The sequence below is a fragment of the uncultured Xanthomonas sp. genome (assembly GCF_964278005.1).
Classification (GTDB): Bacteria; Pseudomonadota; Gammaproteobacteria; order Xanthomonadales; family Xanthomonadaceae; genus Xanthomonas_A; species Xanthomonas_A sontii.
In genome coordinates this window covers 17,938-36,184 of record NZ_CAXYKF010000020.1, presented here as the reverse complement: position 1 = coordinate 36,184, position 18,247 = coordinate 17,938, and the positions used below count along the sequence as shown (strand labels likewise).

General features: G+C 70.5%; 13 protein-coding genes. 7 read left to right on the top strand and 6 right to left on the bottom strand.

The window, feature by feature from the left end; translation table 11 throughout:
- Positions 1-2: 2 nt before the first annotated feature.
- The gene (locus ACHWVH_RS12865) at positions 3-1,697 is read left to right on the top strand and encodes a peptidoglycan-binding protein (RefSeq protein ID WP_394687314.1); all 1,695 of its coding nucleotides are present in this window, start codon (positions 3-5) and stop codon (positions 1,695-1,697) included.
- A 68-nt stretch (positions 1,698-1,765) separates the two neighbouring features.
- A complete protein-coding gene (locus ACHWVH_RS12860; RefSeq protein WP_394687313.1) occupies positions 1,766-2,674 on the top strand; it encodes a hypothetical protein in 909 nt (302 codons plus the stop codon).
- Positions 2,675-2,711: 37 nt separating this feature from the next.
- Here ACHWVH_RS12860 and ACHWVH_RS12855 read toward each other — a convergent pair whose 3' ends face one another.
- From ACHWVH_RS12855 to ACHWVH_RS12845, 3 genes are all read right to left on the bottom strand, one after another.
- Positions 2,712-3,236, bottom strand: coding sequence for a hypothetical protein (locus tag ACHWVH_RS12855; RefSeq protein WP_394687312.1), 525 nt, complete (start codon positions 3,234-3,236; stop codon positions 2,712-2,714).
- Between the two features lie 55 nt (positions 3,237-3,291).
- Entirely contained in the window at positions 3,292-3,954 is a 663-nt protein-coding gene (locus ACHWVH_RS12850) for a hemolysin III family protein (RefSeq protein ID WP_153751676.1), read from the bottom strand.
- 118 nt (positions 3,955-4,072) lie between these two features.
- The gene (locus ACHWVH_RS12845) at positions 4,073-4,546 is read right to left on the bottom strand and encodes a hypothetical protein (RefSeq protein WP_043094041.1); all 474 of its coding nucleotides are present in this window, start codon (positions 4,544-4,546) and stop codon (positions 4,073-4,075) included.
- A gap of 339 nt (positions 4,547-4,885) precedes the next feature.
- Between ACHWVH_RS12845 and ACHWVH_RS12840 the strand changes: the two genes are divergently transcribed.
- The gene (locus ACHWVH_RS12840; RefSeq protein WP_150410059.1) at positions 4,886-7,399 is read left to right on the top strand and encodes a DEAD/DEAH box helicase; all 2,514 of its coding nucleotides are present in this window, start codon (positions 4,886-4,888) and stop codon (positions 7,397-7,399) included.
- On the top strand, positions 7,396-8,505 hold the full coding sequence (locus ACHWVH_RS12835; RefSeq protein WP_394687311.1) for a ribonuclease H-like domain-containing protein: 1,110 nt from the start codon (positions 7,396-7,398) through the stop codon (positions 8,503-8,505). The genes ACHWVH_RS12840 and ACHWVH_RS12835 overlap by 4 nt, the downstream gene beginning before the upstream one ends.
- A 24-nt stretch (positions 8,506-8,529) precedes the next feature.
- Here the strand turns inward: ACHWVH_RS12835 and ACHWVH_RS12830 are convergent, their stop codons facing one another.
- Together ACHWVH_RS12830 and ACHWVH_RS12825 are read right to left on the bottom strand one after the other, a co-directional pair.
- Positions 8,530-10,581 (bottom strand): M56 family metallopeptidase, encoded by a 2,052-nt coding sequence (locus tag ACHWVH_RS12830; protein WP_394687310.1) that lies wholly within the window; start codon positions 10,579-10,581, stop codon positions 8,530-8,532.
- Positions 10,582-10,584: 3 nt separating this feature from the next.
- Positions 10,585-10,971 (bottom strand): BlaI/MecI/CopY family transcriptional regulator, encoded by a 387-nt coding sequence (locus ACHWVH_RS12825; RefSeq protein WP_267121720.1) that lies wholly within the window; start codon positions 10,969-10,971, stop codon positions 10,585-10,587.
- Positions 10,972-11,588: 617 nt separating this feature from the next.
- On the opposite strand from ACHWVH_RS12825, the gene ACHWVH_RS12820 reads away from it, so the two are divergent.
- From ACHWVH_RS12820 to ligD, 3 genes are all read left to right on the top strand, one after another.
- On the top strand, positions 11,589-13,979 hold the full coding sequence (locus ACHWVH_RS12820; RefSeq protein WP_295925024.1) for a TonB-dependent receptor: 2,391 nt from the start codon (positions 11,589-11,591) through the stop codon (positions 13,977-13,979).
- A gap of 167 nt (positions 13,980-14,146) precedes the next feature.
- Positions 14,147-14,323: a DUF3606 domain-containing protein gene (locus ACHWVH_RS12815; RefSeq protein ID WP_295925027.1), complete on the top strand. Its 177-nt coding sequence runs from the start codon at positions 14,147-14,149 to the stop codon at positions 14,321-14,323.
- A gap of 19 nt (positions 14,324-14,342) precedes the next feature.
- The gene (ligD, locus tag ACHWVH_RS12810) at positions 14,343-16,985 is read left to right on the top strand and encodes a DNA ligase D (protein ID WP_394687309.1); all 2,643 of its coding nucleotides are present in this window, start codon (positions 14,343-14,345) and stop codon (positions 16,983-16,985) included.
- Between the two features lie 216 nt (positions 16,986-17,201).
- Here ligD and ACHWVH_RS12805 read toward each other — a convergent pair whose 3' ends face one another.
- Complete coding sequence (locus ACHWVH_RS12805; protein WP_394687308.1) at positions 17,202-18,242, bottom strand: SDR family oxidoreductase; 1,041 nt, start codon at positions 18,240-18,242, stop codon at positions 17,202-17,204.
- Between the last annotated feature and the right edge of the window lie 5 nt (positions 18,243-18,247).

Here is an 18,247-nt window from a genome sequence, read left to right as displayed (position 1 = left end):
CCATGAGCGACGGATACGGCAAGCAGAACGCAGGATTCGGGCTGACACGCGAACAGTCGGTCGACCTGATCGTCCGCAGCTGCCTGGATCACGGTGTCACCGACACCCGGCAGATCGCATATGTGCTGGCAACCGCACAGCACGAATCCAGAGACTTCCAGGCACCTGAAGAGGACTGGGGGCGAAAGCAGGCCGTGACGCTGTCCTATCACGGTGGCGAAGCCTATTACGGCCGCGGCTATGCGCACCTCACCCATGTCGAGTTGTACGAAAAGCTTGGCGAGAAGGCCGGGCTAGGCCGAGAACTCGTGCAATCGCCAGGCCGGGCTGCGGAAGCCGCCATTGCGACGAAGATTCTCGTCGCCGGCATGCGCGATGGCGACTTCGTGCCGGGACAGACCCTGGCCGCCCATATCAACGCCGACAAGCAGGATTATGCCGGCGCACGCGCGATCATCAATCCCCGTGATGCGGCAAGCGTGCAAACCATCGCCGGCTATGCGCGCACGTGGGAAGCTTCGGTACCGGCGCTGGTAGAGCGCGCCCAACGCGAAGGCGTGGCGCCCGCGCAAGCGCCGGCTGCATCCAATCCGCCGGTGTCTGTCGGCAAGGGCGATGCGAATCAAACCGTCTTCGAAGCACAGCAGTATCTGGCGGCGTTGGGGATGACCGATGGCAAGGGCAAGGCCATTTCGGCCGATGGTGATTTCGGCGCTGGGACCGAACATGCGGTCAAGCAGTACGAACGCAGCAAAGGCGTGGCAGAGCCAACCGGCCGCGTCGATGCCGCCATGCTGGCCGAACTGCGCGCCGATACCTTGCAGGCACAGCCGCAATTCAAGCGCCAGACCATGACGGACCTATACGGGCCATTGAAGGACGGGGAGCTCCGCCGAGGCGAGAAGGGTGAACCCGTCTATGAACTGCGCCGGCAGTTGCAGGGCCTGGGCTACATCCAGAATGCGCCTCCGAACTGGGGCGGCGACCGCCTCTACGACGAGCACATCGAAGCCGGCGTCCGTGCATTCCAGAAAGCCAATGGGCTACAGGAGACCGGACGCGCCGATACGGAGACGCGGCGACAGTTGAATGCGTTCGCGGTGAGCCAGCATCTAGCGCCGACCACCGAATTCGACCGTCCGGAAAATTGGCCGCCGCAACCGCCGCCGTATACCAGGGCCGAGTACCAGACCCGCCAGCAGGCACCGGCGCAAGCCACTCCATCTGCACCTGCAACGCAGGAGCCATCACCCGATCAGCGGCGAGGCCAGGCACCTACGCCAGTAACGCCTGCGGTCATGCACAGTTCGCTGTACCAGGATTGCTCCAACGGCGTGGACGCACTTGACCGGCAACTGGGCCGCGCGTCCGACACGGCGAGCGCATGCATGAAGGCCAGCCTGACCGAGCTCGCCACACGCAGCGGCCTTACCCGGGTCGATCATGTGCTGCTCAGCGAACGCGGTCGTCAGGCCGAACCAGGGCAGTACGTCTTCGTCGTCGAAGGCGATTCACGCAACCCCGCCAGCTTGCGCGCGCACATGCCGACCGACCAGGCGATCAAGACACCAGTGGAGGTGTCCTTCGGTGCCCTGGCGCAATCGCAGCAACGCCAAGCCAGCGTGCAGGCCGAGTTGGGCGGCGAGCAACAGCTCGACGCGCAGGTGCGTCAAGCACAAGGCAGAGGCATGGGCTGACACGTCACCCGCCGATGGCGTCGCGACGTTGGACCCTGCAGTCTCACCACACCTTGGAGAACGTTCCGATGCACGCCTACGACATCGAACCCGGAGATTGGCACGACGGCGCGCCCGCTCCCGACAGCGACGGCTGGTGCTTCGGCCTGCCGCCGGGCATCGCCGCGGCGCAATGGCCGCTGGATCCGTGGAGCGGCTATCCGATGCAGCACGGCTTCACCCTGCGGCTGCCACCGGACTACCGCGTGCACGGCCCGGACATCGTCGCGGTGTCGTTCTTCGCCACCGCGCCGGACCATAACGACGGCGGCCCGGCCGGAACAGTGGACGGGATGCACGCCGCGATCGCCACGCCCGCGCAGGCGCTGGCCGACCCGGCGCTGCAACCGTTCCGCGAACGCGCGCTGCAGGCCCACCCGCGGCTGCGGCGCATGCAGGACCTGCTGGACTGCGCCTATGCGCTGATCCTGCTGCGGCAGGAAGAGGTGGATGGCGCGCCATGCAGGCCGCCGCCGCTGGTGGACAGCCCGTTGCTGCAGCGGACGCCGCCGCCGGAATGGTTGCAGGTCGGAAGCGCGACAGTATGCGAAGCGTGGGACGCGCGCAGCGTGCCGCTGCCGCAGGCGCCGGACCGTTTCGCCCTGCATCGTCCGCTGCGGCTGCGCCGGCGCGAGCACGATCCCAATGCCGGGGTGCCGCCGCGCGAGACGTTCGGCGACGCGCCCGATCCCGGCGGCTATCAGCCGTTCTACTACTGGCAGGACGGCGTGGTCAGCCGCGAGCACTACCGCGAACACGACTGGGCCGCCGGCCACGCCATCAACCACCTCGGCGGCACCATGCGCCCGATACAGGGCATCCCGGACTTCAGCCCGTACTACATCGAGTTCGACGAGGCCTTCGGCGGCTACAACTTCGGCGGCGGCGTCGCGCAACTGGACATCCAGGACCTGCGATTGGACTGGGCCTGCGGTTGAGGTCGCCGAGGTGGGCGACGCTTGTGCGGCGGCGCGCTCACTGCCCCGCTGCGCAGCCCCCGCCCTGTTCCGCGCACACCTTCATGGCGCGTTGCAGTTCGGCCTCGCTCAGCTGTGGAGGTGGCCGCGCGACGGCAGCCTGGACCTGGTCGGGGCCGCCGGTCAGCGCGTGCAGGCCCTTGGCCGCCTTGCCGGCCAGGTAGTAGACACCGAGCGCGATGTAGCCGCCGCTCTGGCTGACCTGCTCCACCGAGGGCGGCGGACGCCAGTCCTTGTCGAAGCGGTTGGGTGGCGGCGACACCGGATTCTTGAAGCGGTACAGGTCCAGCGGCTCGCCCTCGTCCGGCGGCAGCGCGCGCACTTCGCCCAGGGTCTGGATGTCGGGCTGCGCCGCGGCATCGGATGTGGACGGCGGTGCGACCGAGGGCGGCGGCGGCGCAGCGGCCGGTGCGGCGGGCGCGGCCTGTTGTGCCTGCACATTCGCGCACGTCGCCAGCAAGGCGATTGCCAGCATCGTGCGCAGGCGCCGGCCGTTCGGATCCGCTGTGTGCATGCTGTCCATGACGCCCGAGCTTACGGACGCGGCACGGCCATCTCTAGCGCATCGGCGCCACCGTTCACGTCGCCGACAGCGGGCGCAGGCACAGCCAGATCGCGCACCAGTGCGCCAGTGCGCCGCCCAGCACGTGCGCATGCCAGATCGCGCGGTTGTAGAGCATCGACTTGCGCACGTAGAACGCCACGCCCACCGTGTAGATCGCCCCGCCGGCAGCGATCAGCCACAGCACCGGCGTGTCCAGCCCGGCCACGATCGGCTTGACCGCCGCCATGCCCGCCCAGCCCAGCAGCAGGTAGATCGCCACCCAGAAGCCCTTGGCGATGCCCGGCAGGAACAGCTTGGCGAACACCCCGAACAGCGCCACGCCCCACACCGCCAGGGTCATCGACCAGACCCAGGCGCCGGACAGCGCCAGCACGAAGAACGGCGTGTAGGAGCCGGCGATCATCACGAAGATGCCGGCGTGGTCGAGCTTGCGCAGCACCGGCTGGCGCTGCGGCGGGGCGAAGTTGTACGCCGCCGAGCAGGCGAACATGGTCAGCAGCCCCAGCGCGTAGATGCTGGTGGCCACGATCAGCGCGTCGTTGGCATGGGCGCGCCAGACCAGCAGCGCGCCGCCGACCACGGCCAGCAGCAGGCCGGCGGCATGCACGAGCAGATCGGCGCGGCGCGCGGCGGCGGTGCGGTAGTGCGGGGCTGGCGAGGAAGTCGATGCGGACAAGGCGATCTTCGGCACCCCGGGAAGCAGTGCCTTGGTGCTGGGGGACGCACAGGATACGCGCGTAGCGGCTGATCCCTGCATCGCCACGCGCCGCATCCTGCCAAGACCGCGCTGGCGATTACCTGCCGAGCGGATAGCGCGTGTCCAGATCGTCGAGTGCGCGCTTGTTTCCTGCCGGCGAAGGATGGCTATCGGCACCTTCGCGCTCCAGTGCCTGCTCCCATTGCCGCACTTGATCCTTCAGCTTACGCGCATAGGTCTTGAGCTGGGACGGGGTGACGCCGCCCTGCTCCTGCCAAAAGGCGGCTTCGACCGACGTGCGGAACGTGCCATCCGCGTACACCCACAGAGCGCGACCGATGGTGCTGTCGTCGCCACTACGTTTGCCCAACGCCTGCGCGTCTGCGTCGACGCGGATAGTGCCGTGGATTTCGAACGCCAGCCGATGGGCATCGGCAAATGTCACCTTCAGATGCGCATGCAGGTTGCCGGAAGACGGCAGCGCCTTGGTGACATCCTTGATGTAGACGTTGGCGTCGACCGACGCCTTGTTGCTGAAGCCGTTATCCTGCAGAAATTCGGCGGTGACCATGGCATTCGCTCCTGAGTGTGTGAACGGGGTCCGTCATTGCACGACGGGTAGCGAAAGCCTCGCGCCACGCGCGGAACACGGCCATCGGCACAAGCCTGATCTGCGCAGTACGCGCTGCCGAGGACGTGTCATCGGCGCAGACGGCCGCTGTGTCGGTACAGACGCGCAGGGCCGGCACGCATCGCCAATAGGCTGCCGCATGCAGTGCGAACAGCGATGCGTTCCGCATGCAATCGCCCAGCCTGAATCCGCTCAGCCTGCCCGTCTCGCCTCGGCGCGCCCGGTCTCATACCCTGAGACGCGATTTCGCTTCCCTGTTCCACTTTGAGAGCCGTGCCGATGCCCGCCCACGCCCTAGCCCCGCGCACCGAGGACGCCGAGCGCGCCCTGTCCACCACCGACGGGATGCCCTCGCGCGATGGCGCCCTGCTCAGCGCGCGGCTGGAGCGCCGTTACCACGACCGCATCACCGGCAGCTTCACCATCCCCGGCCAGGCCGGCCGCTACGCGCCGATCCCGGACGACGTGCCGCCGGCGCTGGCCGCCGCATTGCGCGAACGCGGCATCGCGCAGCTGTACAGCCACCAGGCCGAGGCCTGGGACGCGGCGCAGCGCGGCGAGCACGTGGCCATCGTCACCCCTACCGCCTCGGGCAAGTCGCTGTGCTACACGCTGCCGGTGGTGGCCGCGGCGATGACCGCGCAGGCCAAGGCGCTGTACCTGTTCCCGACCAAGGCGCTGGCGCAGGACCAGGTGGCCGAGCTGCTGGACCTCAACCGTGCCGGCGACCTCGGGGTGAAGGCCTTCACCTTCGACGGCGACACCCCCGGCGATGCGCGCCAGGCGATCCGCCTGCACGGCGACATCGTGGTCAGCAACCCGGACATGCTGCACCAGGCGATCCTGCCGCATCACACCAAGTGGGCGCAGTTCTTCGAGAACCTGCGCTACGTGGTGATCGACGAGATCCACACCTACCGCGGCGTGTTCGGCAGCCACGTCGCCAACGTGCTGCGCCGGCTCAAGCGCATCTGCGCGTTCTACGGCGTCACGCCGCAGTTCATCCTGTGCTCGGCCACCATCGGCAACCCGCGCGCTCACGCCGAGGCGCTGATCGAGCAGCGTGTGCACGCGATCACCGACTCCGGCGCGCCCAGCGGCGACAAGCACGTGCTGCTGTGGAACCCGCCGGTGGTCAACGCCGACCTGGGCCTGCGCGCCTCGGCGCGCTCGCAGAGCAACCGCATCGCGCGCATCGCGATCAAGTCCGGGCTCAAGACCCTGGTGTTCGCGCAGACGCGGTTGATGGTGGAGGTGCTGACCAAGTACCTGAAGGACATCTTCGACCACGACCCGCGCAAGCCGCCGCGCATCCGCGCCTACCGCGGCGGCTACCTGCCCAGCGAGCGCCGCGAGGCCGAGCGGGCGATGCGCGCCGGCAGCATCGACGGCATCGTCTCCACCTCGGCGCTGGAGCTGGGCGTGGACATCGGCGCGCTGGACGTGGTGGTGCTCAACGGCTACCCCGGCAGCGTCGCCGCCACCTGGCAGCGCTTCGGCCGCGCCGGACGTCGCCAGCAGCCTGCGCTGGGCGTGCTGGTGGCCAGTTCGCAGCCGCTGGACCAGTACGTGGTGCGGCACCCGGACTTCTTCGCCGATGCCTCGCCGGAACACGCCCGTATCGCCCCGGACCAGCCGCTGATCCTGTTCGACCACATCCGCTGCGCCGCGTTCGAGCTGACCTTCGTCGCCGGCGAGGCGTTCGGCCCGGTCGACCCGGCGGTGTTCCTGGAGGCGCTGGCCGAGAGCGAGGTGGTGCACCAGGAAGGCGACCGCTGGGAGTGGATCGCCGACAGCTACCCGGCCAACGCGGTGAGCCTGCGCTCGGTGGCCGACGGCAACTTCGTGGTGGTGGACAAGACCGACGGCAAGCAGCAGATCATCGCCGAGGTCGACTATTCCGCCGCCGCACTGACCCTGTACGAAGGCGCCATCCACATGGTGCAGAGCACGCCCTACCAGGTGGAAAAGCTCGACTGGGAAGGCCGCAAGGCCTACGTCACCCGCACCCACGTGGACTACTACACCGACAGCATCGACTTCACCAAGCTCAAGGTGCTGGACCGCTTCGACGGCGGCGCGGCCGGGCGCGGCGACGCGCACCACGGCGAGGTGCACGTGGTGCGGCGCGTGGCCGGCTACAAGAAGATCCGCTACTACACCCACGAGAACATCGGCTACGGCCCGGTCAACCTGCCCGACCAGGAACTGCACACCACCGCGGTGTGGTGGCAGTTGCCGCAGGCGACCCTGCTCAAGGCGTTCGGCAGCAAGCAGGACGCGCTGGATGGTTTCCTGGGCGCGGCCTACGCGCTGCACGTGGTGGCCACGGTGGCGGTGATGGCCGACGCACGCGATCTGCAGCAGGCGGTGGGCGACGGCGACGGCGCCTGGTTCGCGGTGGCCGACGCCAAGGGCCGCGGCCAGTTGCGCGGTGGCGACAGCGGCGAGCCGGCCAGCGTCGAACTGCAGCAGTTCGTGCCCACCGTGTACCTGTACGACAACTTCCCCGGCGGCGTCGGCCTCAGCGAGCCGTTGTGGCGGCGCCAGGCCGAACTGGTGCAGCGCGCGCGCGAACTGGTGCAGGGCTGCGACTGCGTGGCCGGCTGCCCGGCCTGCGTCGGCCCGGTGCTGGCCGCGCAGGAGGAAAGCGCGACCACGCCGCGGGCGCTGGCGTTGCGCGTGCTGCGCTTGTTGCTCGACGGCGAGGACGACACGGCGCTGGACGCGCACGGCGCAACCACGATCGCCATCGATGCCGACGCCGATGCGCTGCCGGAGTGGAGCGCATGAGCATCAGCCTCGAACGCCTGCGCGCGCTGCGCCGGCAGGCCGGCGACGCCAGCGCCGAGCGCGCGCCGGCGTCCTCCGGCCATCGCATCGCAGCCGACGCGTCTGCCGCGCAACGCGCAGGCACTGCCGCGGCGACGTCCACGCAAGCGCCGCGGCAGGCAGCGCCGCAGCCGCGCGAGATCGTATCGCAGGCAACTGCAACGCCGGCCCCACGCACGCCACCCGCTCCCCCGCGCAGCGGCGGCGCCGATACCGCGGTGGCGCCGCCCATCGCCATCGCCCCGTTCGACCGCGGCGGCACCGATATGTCCGCCCTGCGGCGCCTGCTCGGCCTGCGCGAGCGCGCGGTCGCACCCGCCGCGGCGGCGGCCGCACGCAAGCCGGCAACGGCGCCGGACCGGCACCTGCCCGGGGTGGAGATCGCGCCCGGGCTGCACCTGATCGAGGCGTTCCTGCCGCAGCCGATCCCCGCCGGTGCGCTGTCGCTGGCCTTCGCCCGCCGCGAGGATACGGTGGACCCCACCGACCTGCTGTTCTTCGACACCGAAACCACCGGCCTGGCCGGCGGCACCGGCACCCGCGCCTTCATGATCGGCGCGGCCGACTGGAGCGTGCATCCGGCCGACGGCCCGGGCCTGCGCATCCGCCAGTTGCTGATGGCCACGATGGGTGCGGAGAAGGCGATGCTGGAGGCGTTTCGCGCCTGGCTGCGGCCGGGCACGGTGCTGTCCAGCTACAACGGCCGCTGCTACGACGCGCCGTTGCTGAAGACCCGCTACCGGCTGGCGCGCTGCGCCGATCCGCTGTCGGCGCTGGACCACGTGGACCTGTTGCATCCTACCCGCCGCCGCTACCGTGGCACCTGGGAGAACTGCAAGCTCGCCACCATCGAGCGGCAGTTGCTGCGCGTGGTGCGCGAGGACGACCTGCCGGGCTCGGAAGCGCCGGCGACGTGGCTCGGCTACCTGCGCGGCGGCAACGCGCGCAACCTGCGCCGCGTCGCCGCGCACAACCACCAGGACGTGGTCACGCTGGCGCTGCTGCTGCAGCGCCTGGTCGCCGCCGAGGCCGAGGAACGCGCGCTGGCGGCTGCGGCGTCGGCGTAGGCGCTGCGCACGCCGCCGGCGACATCACTCCAGCCGCTGCGCATTGCCCGCGGCGATGGCGGCATCGAACAGGCGGTCGACCTCGCGATCGAGCTGCGCGCTCAATTCGCCCTGACGCGCACCCAGTTCGCCCTGCTGCCGGCCCAGCGCGGCCTGCTGTGCGCCGAGCGCGCGCATCTTCGCCGACAGCGCGTCCTGGCGCTGCGCAAGCGCTGCCTGTGCATTCGCCTGCGCCTTGGCAGCGACGGCGTCCATGTCGATGCGCGCCAGCGCCCGCGCTGCGGCCTCCTGCGCCAGCTTGCCCTGTTCACGGCCCAGCTCGCCCTGCTCGCGGCCCAGCGCTCCTTGGCGCTTACCCAGCTCGCCCTGCTGTGCGCCCAGCTTGCCGATCGGCTCGAACAGCGCGTCGAAGCGGGCCAGCAGCGCAGGATCGTGCACCACATAACGCTTGCCGCCGCGGCGGAACCACAGGCCATCGCCCTGGGTCTCGCGCTTCATGCTGGCGAGCTCGTCGCTGCTGCCGCTCATCGTCGAATGGTTGCCCTTGACCCGGACATACGACTGTTCGAGTTGACCGTTGCGGGTCTTCTGCACCGACCGCGTGCTGATCCGCGAGCCGATGGCCGGCGGCGGCGCGGGGACCGCCGGGACCGCCGGGACCACCATTGCAGGCCGCGCAGGCGGCGCGGGCGGCGGCGGCGGCGGCGGTACTGCGGGCACGTTGGCGGCGCGGGCGGCGGCACCGGCGTCCCCCATGTCGACCGCATCGGCCGCCTCCGCGGCCGCCGCGTTCGCGGCTTCCATCTCAGGCTCCTGCGCCGCTGCGCTCGCGTCGGCTGCCTGCTTCGCTGCATCTGCAGCCGCCATGGCAGCCTGCGCCTCCGCCGCCGCAAGCGCCGCTTCGCGGGCCGCGTCATCGGCAGTGTATTCGCTCGGTGGCGCCGCGGCCTGCGCCGGGGAGGCGGGAGCCGGCTTGCCGGCGGCAGGCAGCGCATGGCCGGGCTGGGCCACCAGGCGCAGCGGCGCCACGCCGAGCACGGCCACCGCGGTCAGGATCAGGGCCGCGCCCAGGCGCGGAAAAGCGGACGTGGTCTGCAGCATCAGCAATCTCCGTTTCAGGCTCAGGAAGGTCGGCGAAGCGCTGGCCAGGCCGGCGCTGGGCCGCGGTGCCACACCCAGCTGCACCAGCAGCCGCGCGTAGTCGTGACGGCAATGGCGGTGGCCGGCGACCACGGCGGCGTCGCAGGCCGCCTCGCGGGCCAGGGCGTACTCGCGGTTGGCCAAGTGCACCAGCGGATGGAAGAAGAACAGGTGCTGCGCCACCGCCGGCAGCAGCCCCCACCACAGGTCGCGGCGCTGCAGGTGCACCAGTTCGTGGGTCAGCGCCATGTCCAGATCATCGGCGCGCAGGCTGTCCATGCGCCGCGCCGGCAGCAGCAGCACCGGCTGCCACGGCCCGATCAGTTGCGGCGAATCGGTGTGCGCGCACAGCCGCAGCTGCGGCGGCTGGCGCAGGCCGTGGGCCTCGGCCGCCAGGCGCAGCGCACCGAGCAGGGCGGTGTCGGTGCACGGCGCCGCCTCGCGTGCACGCTGGCGGCTGCGACGGTAGGCCAGCACGCTGTGCGCGGCGCAGACCAGCACGCCGGCCAGCCACAGCGCCACCAGCGCCTGCGCCCACGGCCAGGCCGCCAGGGATGTCGTGGCCGGGGGTGCGGCGATCGCCGCGGTGGCAGCGGTGGCGTTGACGTTGATCTGCGCAGGCATCGCAGCGGACACGCGCGGCATCGCAGCGCCTGCCGGCGTCGCCGGCACCGTGGCGGCGGCCGCCGGTGCTACAACGACCGGCGCCGGCGCGGCCGGCAGCACCGGTAGCTGCACCGCCCCGGCCCACAGCAGGCCCAGCACGCTCTGCGCGGCGACCAGCCACCACAACCGGCAACGCGTCGCCGCCGGCAGGGTCGGCAGCCAGCGGCACAGCGCCCAGATCAGCGCGACCAGCACCAGCGTCTGCACACTGGTCGCCAGCAGCCGCGACAGCAGGCTCTCGAACACGTCCGTCCCCACCAGGCTGTGCATGGCTCAGTCCTCTCGCCGTTGCGATTGCAGTTTGGCCACCAGGGCCTCCAGTTCTGCCAGTTCCGTGTCGCTGACCTCGGCGCGCTGCGACATCCACGCCACGAACGGCGAGACCGAGCCCTGCAGGGTCTTCTCGACGAAGCTGCCGACCGCGCTGCGCACCACGTCGTCCTGGCCGCTGGTGGCGGCATAGCGGTACACGCCCTGCACCTGGCGGCGACGCAGATAGGCCTTGGCGCGCAGGCGCTCCATCATGGTCAGCACGGTCGAGCGCGCCAGCCCGCGCGCCTCGCCGAACCCGCCGGCGACCTCGCCGACACTGGCATCGCCGTGTTCGGCGATGTACTGCAGCAGGGCCAGTTCCTGGTCCCCGATCGATTTGCGGCGCATCCGCCCACTCCGATGACTACACGTGTCGGCAAAGCTACCCATGACGACAACTGTCGTCAATAGGTCGCAGGTCATGGGCGGCAGGTGTCTGCAAGCCTGGCGATGGCGCCCCTCCGCGAGGCCAGCCGCACCCGGCGTCTGCCGGTGGAGCCGCATCGGTCCTGAGCATTCGACCCCATGTCTCGCGCACGCGTGCAGCAGCATGAGGTCGGCCCCCCGGCCACCGTGCATGCACTCGCCGTAGACGTCGGCGCTGATCCATCCTCGTTCGCGCAGCGGCACCAGCGCCCTATACCCAGGTATCGCATCGCATACGCGCAGCAGGCAGCGCTGTACCAACGCGCAATGGTGCAAGCGCACATGCGATGCAAGAATTTCCTGCATCGCTTCACGCCGCTGTATTCACCGCGGGAAGCGCGCTGCCGCAGCTGCGCCGTTCGCCTCCATCGATCCGGAGCGGGCCGCCGCACCTGCCGCGCGCCACCTTCCCGGGTCCGTGCCGCACCGTCGGCGCTCTTCCATCGCAAACGCACAGCCAGCCGGACGCCGCCGCGAGGCCGTCGCCCTGCGCTGGGTGCGCGTGCGCCACCGCCTCCCACTCCACGCCGGATCCGACCATGCACGCGACCTCCTCCCGTCTCCGCGCCGCCACCCTGCCGATCTCTGCACCGCATCGCCTCAGGCACAAGTGCGCACCGTCGTTGTTGTCTACGGCGCTGGTCGCCTGCCTCGCCGCCTCCACGGCGCACGCCGCGGAGGCGGCTGCCAGCAGCAACGCCGACACCACGCCGACCACGCTGTCCGCGCTGGACGTGGTGGCCTCGCCGCACGCGGCGGCGGTGGCGCCCACCCAGGTGGTGGGCCCGAACCGCTACGTCATCAATGCCGGCGACATGGACGCCGACCTCGCCGGCAGCAACGGCTTGGCACGGCTGAAGACCGTGCCCGGCGCCAGCTACACCGCCACCGACGGGCTGGGCCTGGACGTGTCCGCCACCAGCCTGTTCGTGCGCGGGTTCCGCATGAACGAAATGGGCATCACCTTCGAAGGCGTGCCGTTGAACGACAGCGGCTTCCTGTCGTTGACCGGCACCAGCGTGGTCAACGTCGGCGTGCCGGACGCCATCGGCACCATCACGGTCAGCCCCGGCGCGGCACCGGTGAGCGTGTTCTCCAGCAGTGCCAACGGCGGCGCGCTGGAGTATCGCCTGGGCGAACCGAAGGACACGCCCGGCCTGCGCGTCAAGCAGGGCGTGGGCAGCGACGCGACCCGGGTCACCACGGTCTCCGCGCAGAGCGGGCAGCTCGGCGCCAACGGCCCGAAGCTGCAGGTCGACCTGCAACGGCTGGGCGCGGACAAATACCAGGGCGGCGGCACCCAGCGCTTCCTGCGCGGCGACCTGAAGGCGACCCAGGACGTGGCCTGGGGTACGTTCACCGTGTTCCTGTCGGCCAGCCACGCCGCGATGTGGGGCTACAACAACCTGTCCTTCGACATGCTCGGCAAGCTCGGCTGGCGCGCCGACAGTCTCTATCCCGACTACGCCAGGGCCTACGCCATCGCCCTGCCGCAGAACGCCGGCGCCTCCTGCGGCGTCTACCGCTGCGGCACGCTGGCCGGACTGTTGCCGTACGACACCGGCCAGGTCACCGACGATCGCATCGCCTCGCTCGCGCACGACTTCCGCATCTCCGACGCGCTCAGCGGGCGCGTGCAGCTCTACAGCGCGCGCAGCCGCACCCACGCCACGCTGAGCGATCCGACCACGCCCTCGCCCGACGCTGCGCCGTTCTCCGAGCAGGTGCAGGCGCCGCACCTGCAGCGCACCGGCGGCCTGCTCAGCCTGACCTATGTGCATGGCCGGCACACGCTCAGCGCCGGCCTCTGGCAGGAGCACAGCAGCGCCGACGCGGCGACGTCCTGGTACACCGAACCGCTGCTGGGGCAGGGCCGGCCGCTGCGCACCACCGGGCCGTGGGATGTGTACGGCCCGGCGTTCAAGACCGACAACGTCTCGCAGTGGACCACCCGCGCGCGCCAGGTCTACCTGCACGACGACATCGCACTGAGCGACACGCTGGTGCTGGGCCTGGGGGCAAAGGCGGTGGATTTCCGCACCAGCGGCGGCGGTGTCGGCGATGCGCCGGACCGGCCGGCGGCCGGCACGCTGCGCGCCAGGAGCGCGTTCCTGCCGCACCTGTCGCTGTTCTGGAGTCCGACCACGCAGACCGATGGCTTCATCGACCTGGGCAGCGCGATGAACGGCTTCCGCGTCGCCCAGCGCGGCAACATCGGCTATACCGCCTCGGCCTGGACCGTCCCCGACCAGGCAACGTTCGACCGCCTCGCCCGCCACCTGCAGCCGGAACAGGACTGGAACCTCACCCTCGGCGGCACCCATCGCTTCGACCACGCCACCGTCACCGCGGACGTGTTCTACGGCGACATCCGCCATCGCCTGCTGTCGGCCGCGGTCGGCACCCAGTTCGCGCAGGTCAACACTGTGCAGGTGATGCCGAAGATGCACACCTTCGGCGCCGACCTGGGCGTGACCGCCGACCTCACCCCGCACCTGCAGTTCTACCAAGGCGTGGCGCTGGCGCGCTCGGTCTACGACCGCGACGCGGTCGTCGACGGCAACGCCTATCCGATCCAGGGCAAGGCGCAGCCGGGCTATCCGCAACTGTCGCTGGTCAGCGACCTATCGGCGCATGTGCGCCACTGGCGCTTCGGCGCCACCAGCACCGAGTACCTGCATCAGCCCTTCACCTACGAGAACGACCTGCGCGTGCCGGCGTTCTGGCAGGTCAATGCGTACACGGCCTACACGCTGGGCGCCGACAGCCCGCTGCCCGGCCTGGAGCTGCGCCTGGACGTGAGCAACCTGCTCGACCGCCACAACATCGGTACCGCCAACATCGCCGGCTCGGCGTTCGCCGGCGACTACCAGACGCTGCAGCGCAGCGCGCCGCGGCAGGTGTTGTTCAGTACCTCGCTGGCGTTCTGAGCGGGCGGCGCGCATGCATGGGGCAGACACGGCGTTCACGGCGATGCCACGCCGGCGCGACTAGAAGTTTCCGCACCGGTCCGCCGACGCATCCCGCGTCCGTCGGCACTCGCCGCCACACGTGGCGCCCCACGACCGCAGCGGCTTCTGCACAGCAGGACATCGGCATGAGCGACGACACCCGCAACACCGGTTCGCCCGATCGCGACCGCATCAACCTCCACGAAGACGACGAAGTGCGCGACTGGACGCAGGCGCTGGGCGTCTCCGCCGACGAGCTGCGCGCCGCGGTGCAGGCGGTGGGCAGCAGCGCCGCCGCGGTCCGCGCGCACCTGCGCAAGTGACGCGGGCCGGGCCCGCGCCATGAGCCTCACCGACTACCGTCGCAAGCGCCGCTTCGACAAGACCCGCGAACCGGAGCCAGGCAAACCGGTGCCGGCGGGGCAGCGGCCGATCTTCGTCGTGCAGCTGCACCACGCCAGCCGCCGCCACTACGATTTCCGCCTGCAGGTCGGCGATGCGCTGAAGAGTTGGGCGGTGCCGAAAGGGCCGAGCTACGACCCCAAGGTCAAGCGCATGGCGGTGGAAGTGGAAGACCATCCACTGGACTACGCCACGTTCGAGGGCGAGATCCCGCAGGGCGAATACGGCGGCGGCCACGTCGCGCAGTTCGATCACGGCGTGTGGAGCAGCGCGGACGATCCGGAAGCGCAACTGGCCAAGGGCCATCTGCGCTTCGAACTGTTCGGCGACAAGCTCAAGGGCGGCTGGCACCTGGTGCGCTCGGGCAAGCCGGCGCGGCAGCCGCAGTGGCTGCTGTTCAAGGAGGACGACGCCTTCGCCGGCGACCTGGAGGCGGACGACCTGCTGGCCGATGTCACCGCGGCGCCGGCGCAGGACGTCAAGCGCGCCGGCGCCGGCAAACCGGACAAGCGCAAGGTCACGGTGGTGGCGCCAGTGCGCAAGGGCCGCCGGACGAACTGGGCCAAGTTGGCCGAGGCGCTGCCCGGCGCGGTGCCGGCGGCGGCGCCGGACGGACCGTTCGCGCCGCAGCTGGCCCGGCTGGGCGACGCGCCGCCACAGGGCGCGCAGTGGATCCACGAGATCAAGTGGGACGGCTACCGGATCCTGGCCACTGTCGCCGACGGCGTGGTGCGGCTGTGGTCGCGCAACGCGATCGAGTGGACCGACAAGATTCCCGAGATCCGCGACGCCATCGCGGCGCTGGGCCTGCGCTCGGCGGCGCTGGATGGCGAACTGATCGCCGGCAAGGGGACCAAGGAGGACTTCAACCTGCTGCAGGCGGTGCTGTCCGGCGAGCGCCAGGGCAAGCTCGCGCTGGCCCTGTTCGACCTGTTGCACCTGGACGGCATCGACATCGCCGCCGCACCGCTGTCCGAACGCAAGGCGCTGCTGCAGCGGCTGCTGCAGAACGCCGATACGCACCTGGCCTTCAGCTCGCACATCGACGGCGACGGCGACGCCGCGTTCCAGCTCGCCGGCGCGCAGCACTTCGAGGGCATCGTCTCCAAGCGCGCCGACCGCGGCTACCACGGCGGCCGCAGCGACGACTGGCGCAAGACCAAGCAATTGGGCTCGGACGAATTCGCGGTGGTCGGCTACACCGCACCCAAGGGCAGCCGCAGCGGCTTCGGCGCGCTGCTGCTGGCGCGGCCGGATCCCGAGCATGGCTGGCTGTATGTCGGGCGCGTGGGCTCCGGCTTCTCCGACGCCTTGCTGCGCGAGTTGACCGCGCTGATCGGCAAGGCCGGCAGCGCCACGCCCAGCGTGCACGTGCCGACCACCGACACCGACCTGCGCAGCGCACGCTGGTTCGCGCCGCGCTTCGTGGTGGAGGTGTTCTACCGCGGCATCGGCGGACAGCAGTTGCTGCGCCAGGCCTCGTTGAAGGCGGTGCGCCCGGACAAGGACATCGCCGACCTGCGCGATGCCGACGCACCGGCACCGCGCGCGGCGGCGGCGCGGGCGAGGCCGCCGGCCAGGAAAGCCAGGGCAGATGCAACGGTCAAAGCCACGAAGGCGACCAAGGTGGCGAAGGCGGCGAAGTCGAGCGAGACCAAGACCAGCGGTCCCCGGCGCAGCAAGCGCGACGTCGCGACCACGGGCACCGCGCGCACGCCGCCGACCCTGTCCAGCCCGGGCCGCGTGGTCTTCCCCGACATCGGCGCGACCAAGCGCGAGGTCTGGGACTACTACAGCGCGGTGATGGATCACCTGCTGCCGGAGATCGCCGGTCGCCCGCTGTCGATCATCCGCTGCCCCGCCGGTGCCGAACGCGCGTGCTTCTTCCAGAAGCACCACACCGCCGGGCTGGAACTGGTGTCGTCGGTGCGGTTGAAGGAAGAAAGCGGCACCCAGGCCGAGTACCTGGTGGTCGAGGATGCGGCCGGGCTGCTCGAACTGGTGCAGTTCAATGCGTTGGAGTTCCACCCGTGGGGCGCGCATGCCGCGTCCCCGGAGCGTGCCGACCGCGTGGTGTTCGACCTGGACCCGGGCCCGGACGTGCCCTTCGCCGAGGTCAAGCGCGCGGCCACCGACATCCGCAAGTTGCTCGCGCAACTGGAGCTGGAGTCGTTCCTGCGCGTGTCCGGCGGCAAGGGCCTGCACGTGGTGGTGCCGCTGGCTCCGGGTTGCGACTGGGACCTGACCAAGCGCTTCGCCCACGGCTTCGCCGACGCGCTGGCGCAGTCGCAACCCGAGCGCTTCCTCGCCACCGCCAGCAAGCGCCTGCGCAACCAGCGCATCTTCGTCGACTATTTGCGCAACGGCCGCGGCGCCACCGCGGTGGCCTCGTACTCGCTGCGCGCCCGCGCCGGCGCCCCGGTGGCGATGCCGCTGGCCTGGAGCGACCTGCCCAGGCTGCACCGCGCCGACGCCTTCAAGCTGCGCGACGTCCCGGCCAAGCTGAAACGACGACGCAAGGATCCGTGGGCCGGCATCGATGCGCTGAAACAGAACCTGTCGCGCTGGGCCGAAACGGAGTGAGCGAAGCCCCTCTCCCTGCGGGAGAGGGGTTGGGGTGAGGGGCGGGGCGCGAAGCGCCTCGCTGAGATTGAACACGAGCGACCGTACCCTCATCCGCCCCTGCGGGGCACCTTCCCCCGATGGGGGAAGGGAAAAGCCGAGTCCCTCTCCCGCCGGGAGAGGGGTTGGAGTGAGGGTCCGACCGCCAGCCAACTCACCCGCCAACCCACTCGCCCCCTACCCCGTCGGCCCACCCATCACCGGCAGGATCGCGCCATTGATGTAGCTGGCGGTGATCGGCGAGGCCAGGAACACGTACGCCGGCGACAGCTCCTCCGGCTGCGCCGGGCGTCCCATCGGGTTCTGCTTGCCGAACTCGGCCACATCCTCGGCGGGCTTGTCGGCAGGATTGAGCGGCGTCCACACCGGCCCCGGCGCGACCGCGTTGACGCGGATGCCGCGCGGCTGCAACTGGCTGGCCAGGGCCATGGTGAAGGCATGGATCGCGCCCTTGGTCGCCGAATAGTCCAACAGCGACTTGCTGCCGAACAACCCGGTCTCCGAACCGCTGTTGACGATCGCCGAACCACGCTTGAGATGCGGCAGCGCCGCGCGCGCCATGTGGAAATAGCCGGCGATGTTGGTCTGCAAGGTCTCCTGCAGATGTTCCTCGCTCAGGTCCTCCAGCGCATCGCAATGCAACTGGAACGCGGCGTTGTTGACCAGCACATCGAGCCCACCGAAGGCTTTGACGGTCTGCGCCACCGCGTCCTCGCAGAACGCCGGATCCTTCACGTCGCCGGCGATGGTGATGCAGCGGCGGCCTTCGTTCTCCACATGCTGGCGGGTGACCTGCGCATCCTCGTGTTCGTCCAGGTACAGCACCGCCACATCCGCGCCCTCGCGCGCGAACAGCACCGCCACCGCGCGGCCGATGCCCGAGTCGGCCCCGGTCACGATCGCGCTCATGCCGCGCAGCTTGCCGCTGCCCACGTACTCCGGCGCCTCGAAGCGCGGCTGCAGCGCCAGTTCGTGCTCGTTGCCCGGCTTGGCCAGGTGCTGCCTGGGCATGCGCTGCGGCTGCTTGCGCGGCCCGGCCTGGCCGGCGTCGCCCGGCTTGGCGCGCTTGGGCTTGGGCTTGGGCTTGGCGTCGCCGGCATCGACCGCGCGCTGCAGCGCGCGTTGCTGCTGCACGGTCTTGTCGCTGGACGACGCCGTGGCGCTGCTGCGCTTGGACGGGGCGGACTTGGTGGCGGCAGGACGCTTGCGGGAGGCCATCGGCA

What these genes read in the sequence shown, in the direction of transcription:
- ACHWVH_RS12825 (WP_267121720.1), bottom strand. Translation starts at nt 10,971, where the DNA reads ATGCGCCGCAAATCGATCGGGGACCAGGAACTGGCCCTGCTGCAGTAC.
- ligD (WP_394687309.1), top strand. Translation starts at nt 14,343, where the DNA reads ATGAGCCTCACCGACTACCGTCGCAAGCGCCGCTTCGACAAGACCCGC.
- ACHWVH_RS12840 (WP_150410059.1), top strand. Translation starts at nt 4,886, where the DNA reads ATGCCCGCCCACGCCCTAGCCCCGCGCACCGAGGACGCCGAGCGCGCC.
- ACHWVH_RS12815 (WP_295925027.1), top strand. Translation starts at nt 14,147, where the DNA reads ATGAGCGACGACACCCGCAACACCGGTTCGCCCGATCGCGACCGCATC.
- ACHWVH_RS12865 (WP_394687314.1), top strand. Translation starts at nt 3, where the DNA reads ATGAGCGACGGATACGGCAAGCAGAACGCAGGATTCGGGCTGACACGC.
- ACHWVH_RS12845 (WP_043094041.1), bottom strand. Translation starts at nt 4,546, where the DNA reads ATGGTCACCGCCGAATTTCTGCAGGATAACGGCTTCAGCAACAAGGCG.
- ACHWVH_RS12835 (WP_394687311.1), top strand. Translation starts at nt 7,396, where the DNA reads ATGAGCATCAGCCTCGAACGCCTGCGCGCGCTGCGCCGGCAGGCCGGC.
- ACHWVH_RS12855 (WP_394687312.1), bottom strand. Translation starts at nt 3,236, where the DNA reads ATGGACAGCATGCACACAGCGGATCCGAACGGCCGGCGCCTGCGCACG.
- ACHWVH_RS12820 (WP_295925024.1), top strand. Translation starts at nt 11,589, where the DNA reads ATGCACGCGACCTCCTCCCGTCTCCGCGCCGCCACCCTGCCGATCTCT.
- ACHWVH_RS12805 (WP_394687308.1), bottom strand. Translation starts at nt 18,242, where the DNA reads ATGGCCTCCCGCAAGCGTCCTGCCGCCACCAAGTCCGCCCCGTCCAAG.
- ACHWVH_RS12830 (WP_394687310.1), bottom strand. Translation starts at nt 10,581, where the DNA reads ATGCACAGCCTGGTGGGGACGGACGTGTTCGAGAGCCTGCTGTCGCGG.
- ACHWVH_RS12860 (WP_394687313.1), top strand. Translation starts at nt 1,766, where the DNA reads ATGCACGCCTACGACATCGAACCCGGAGATTGGCACGACGGCGCGCCC.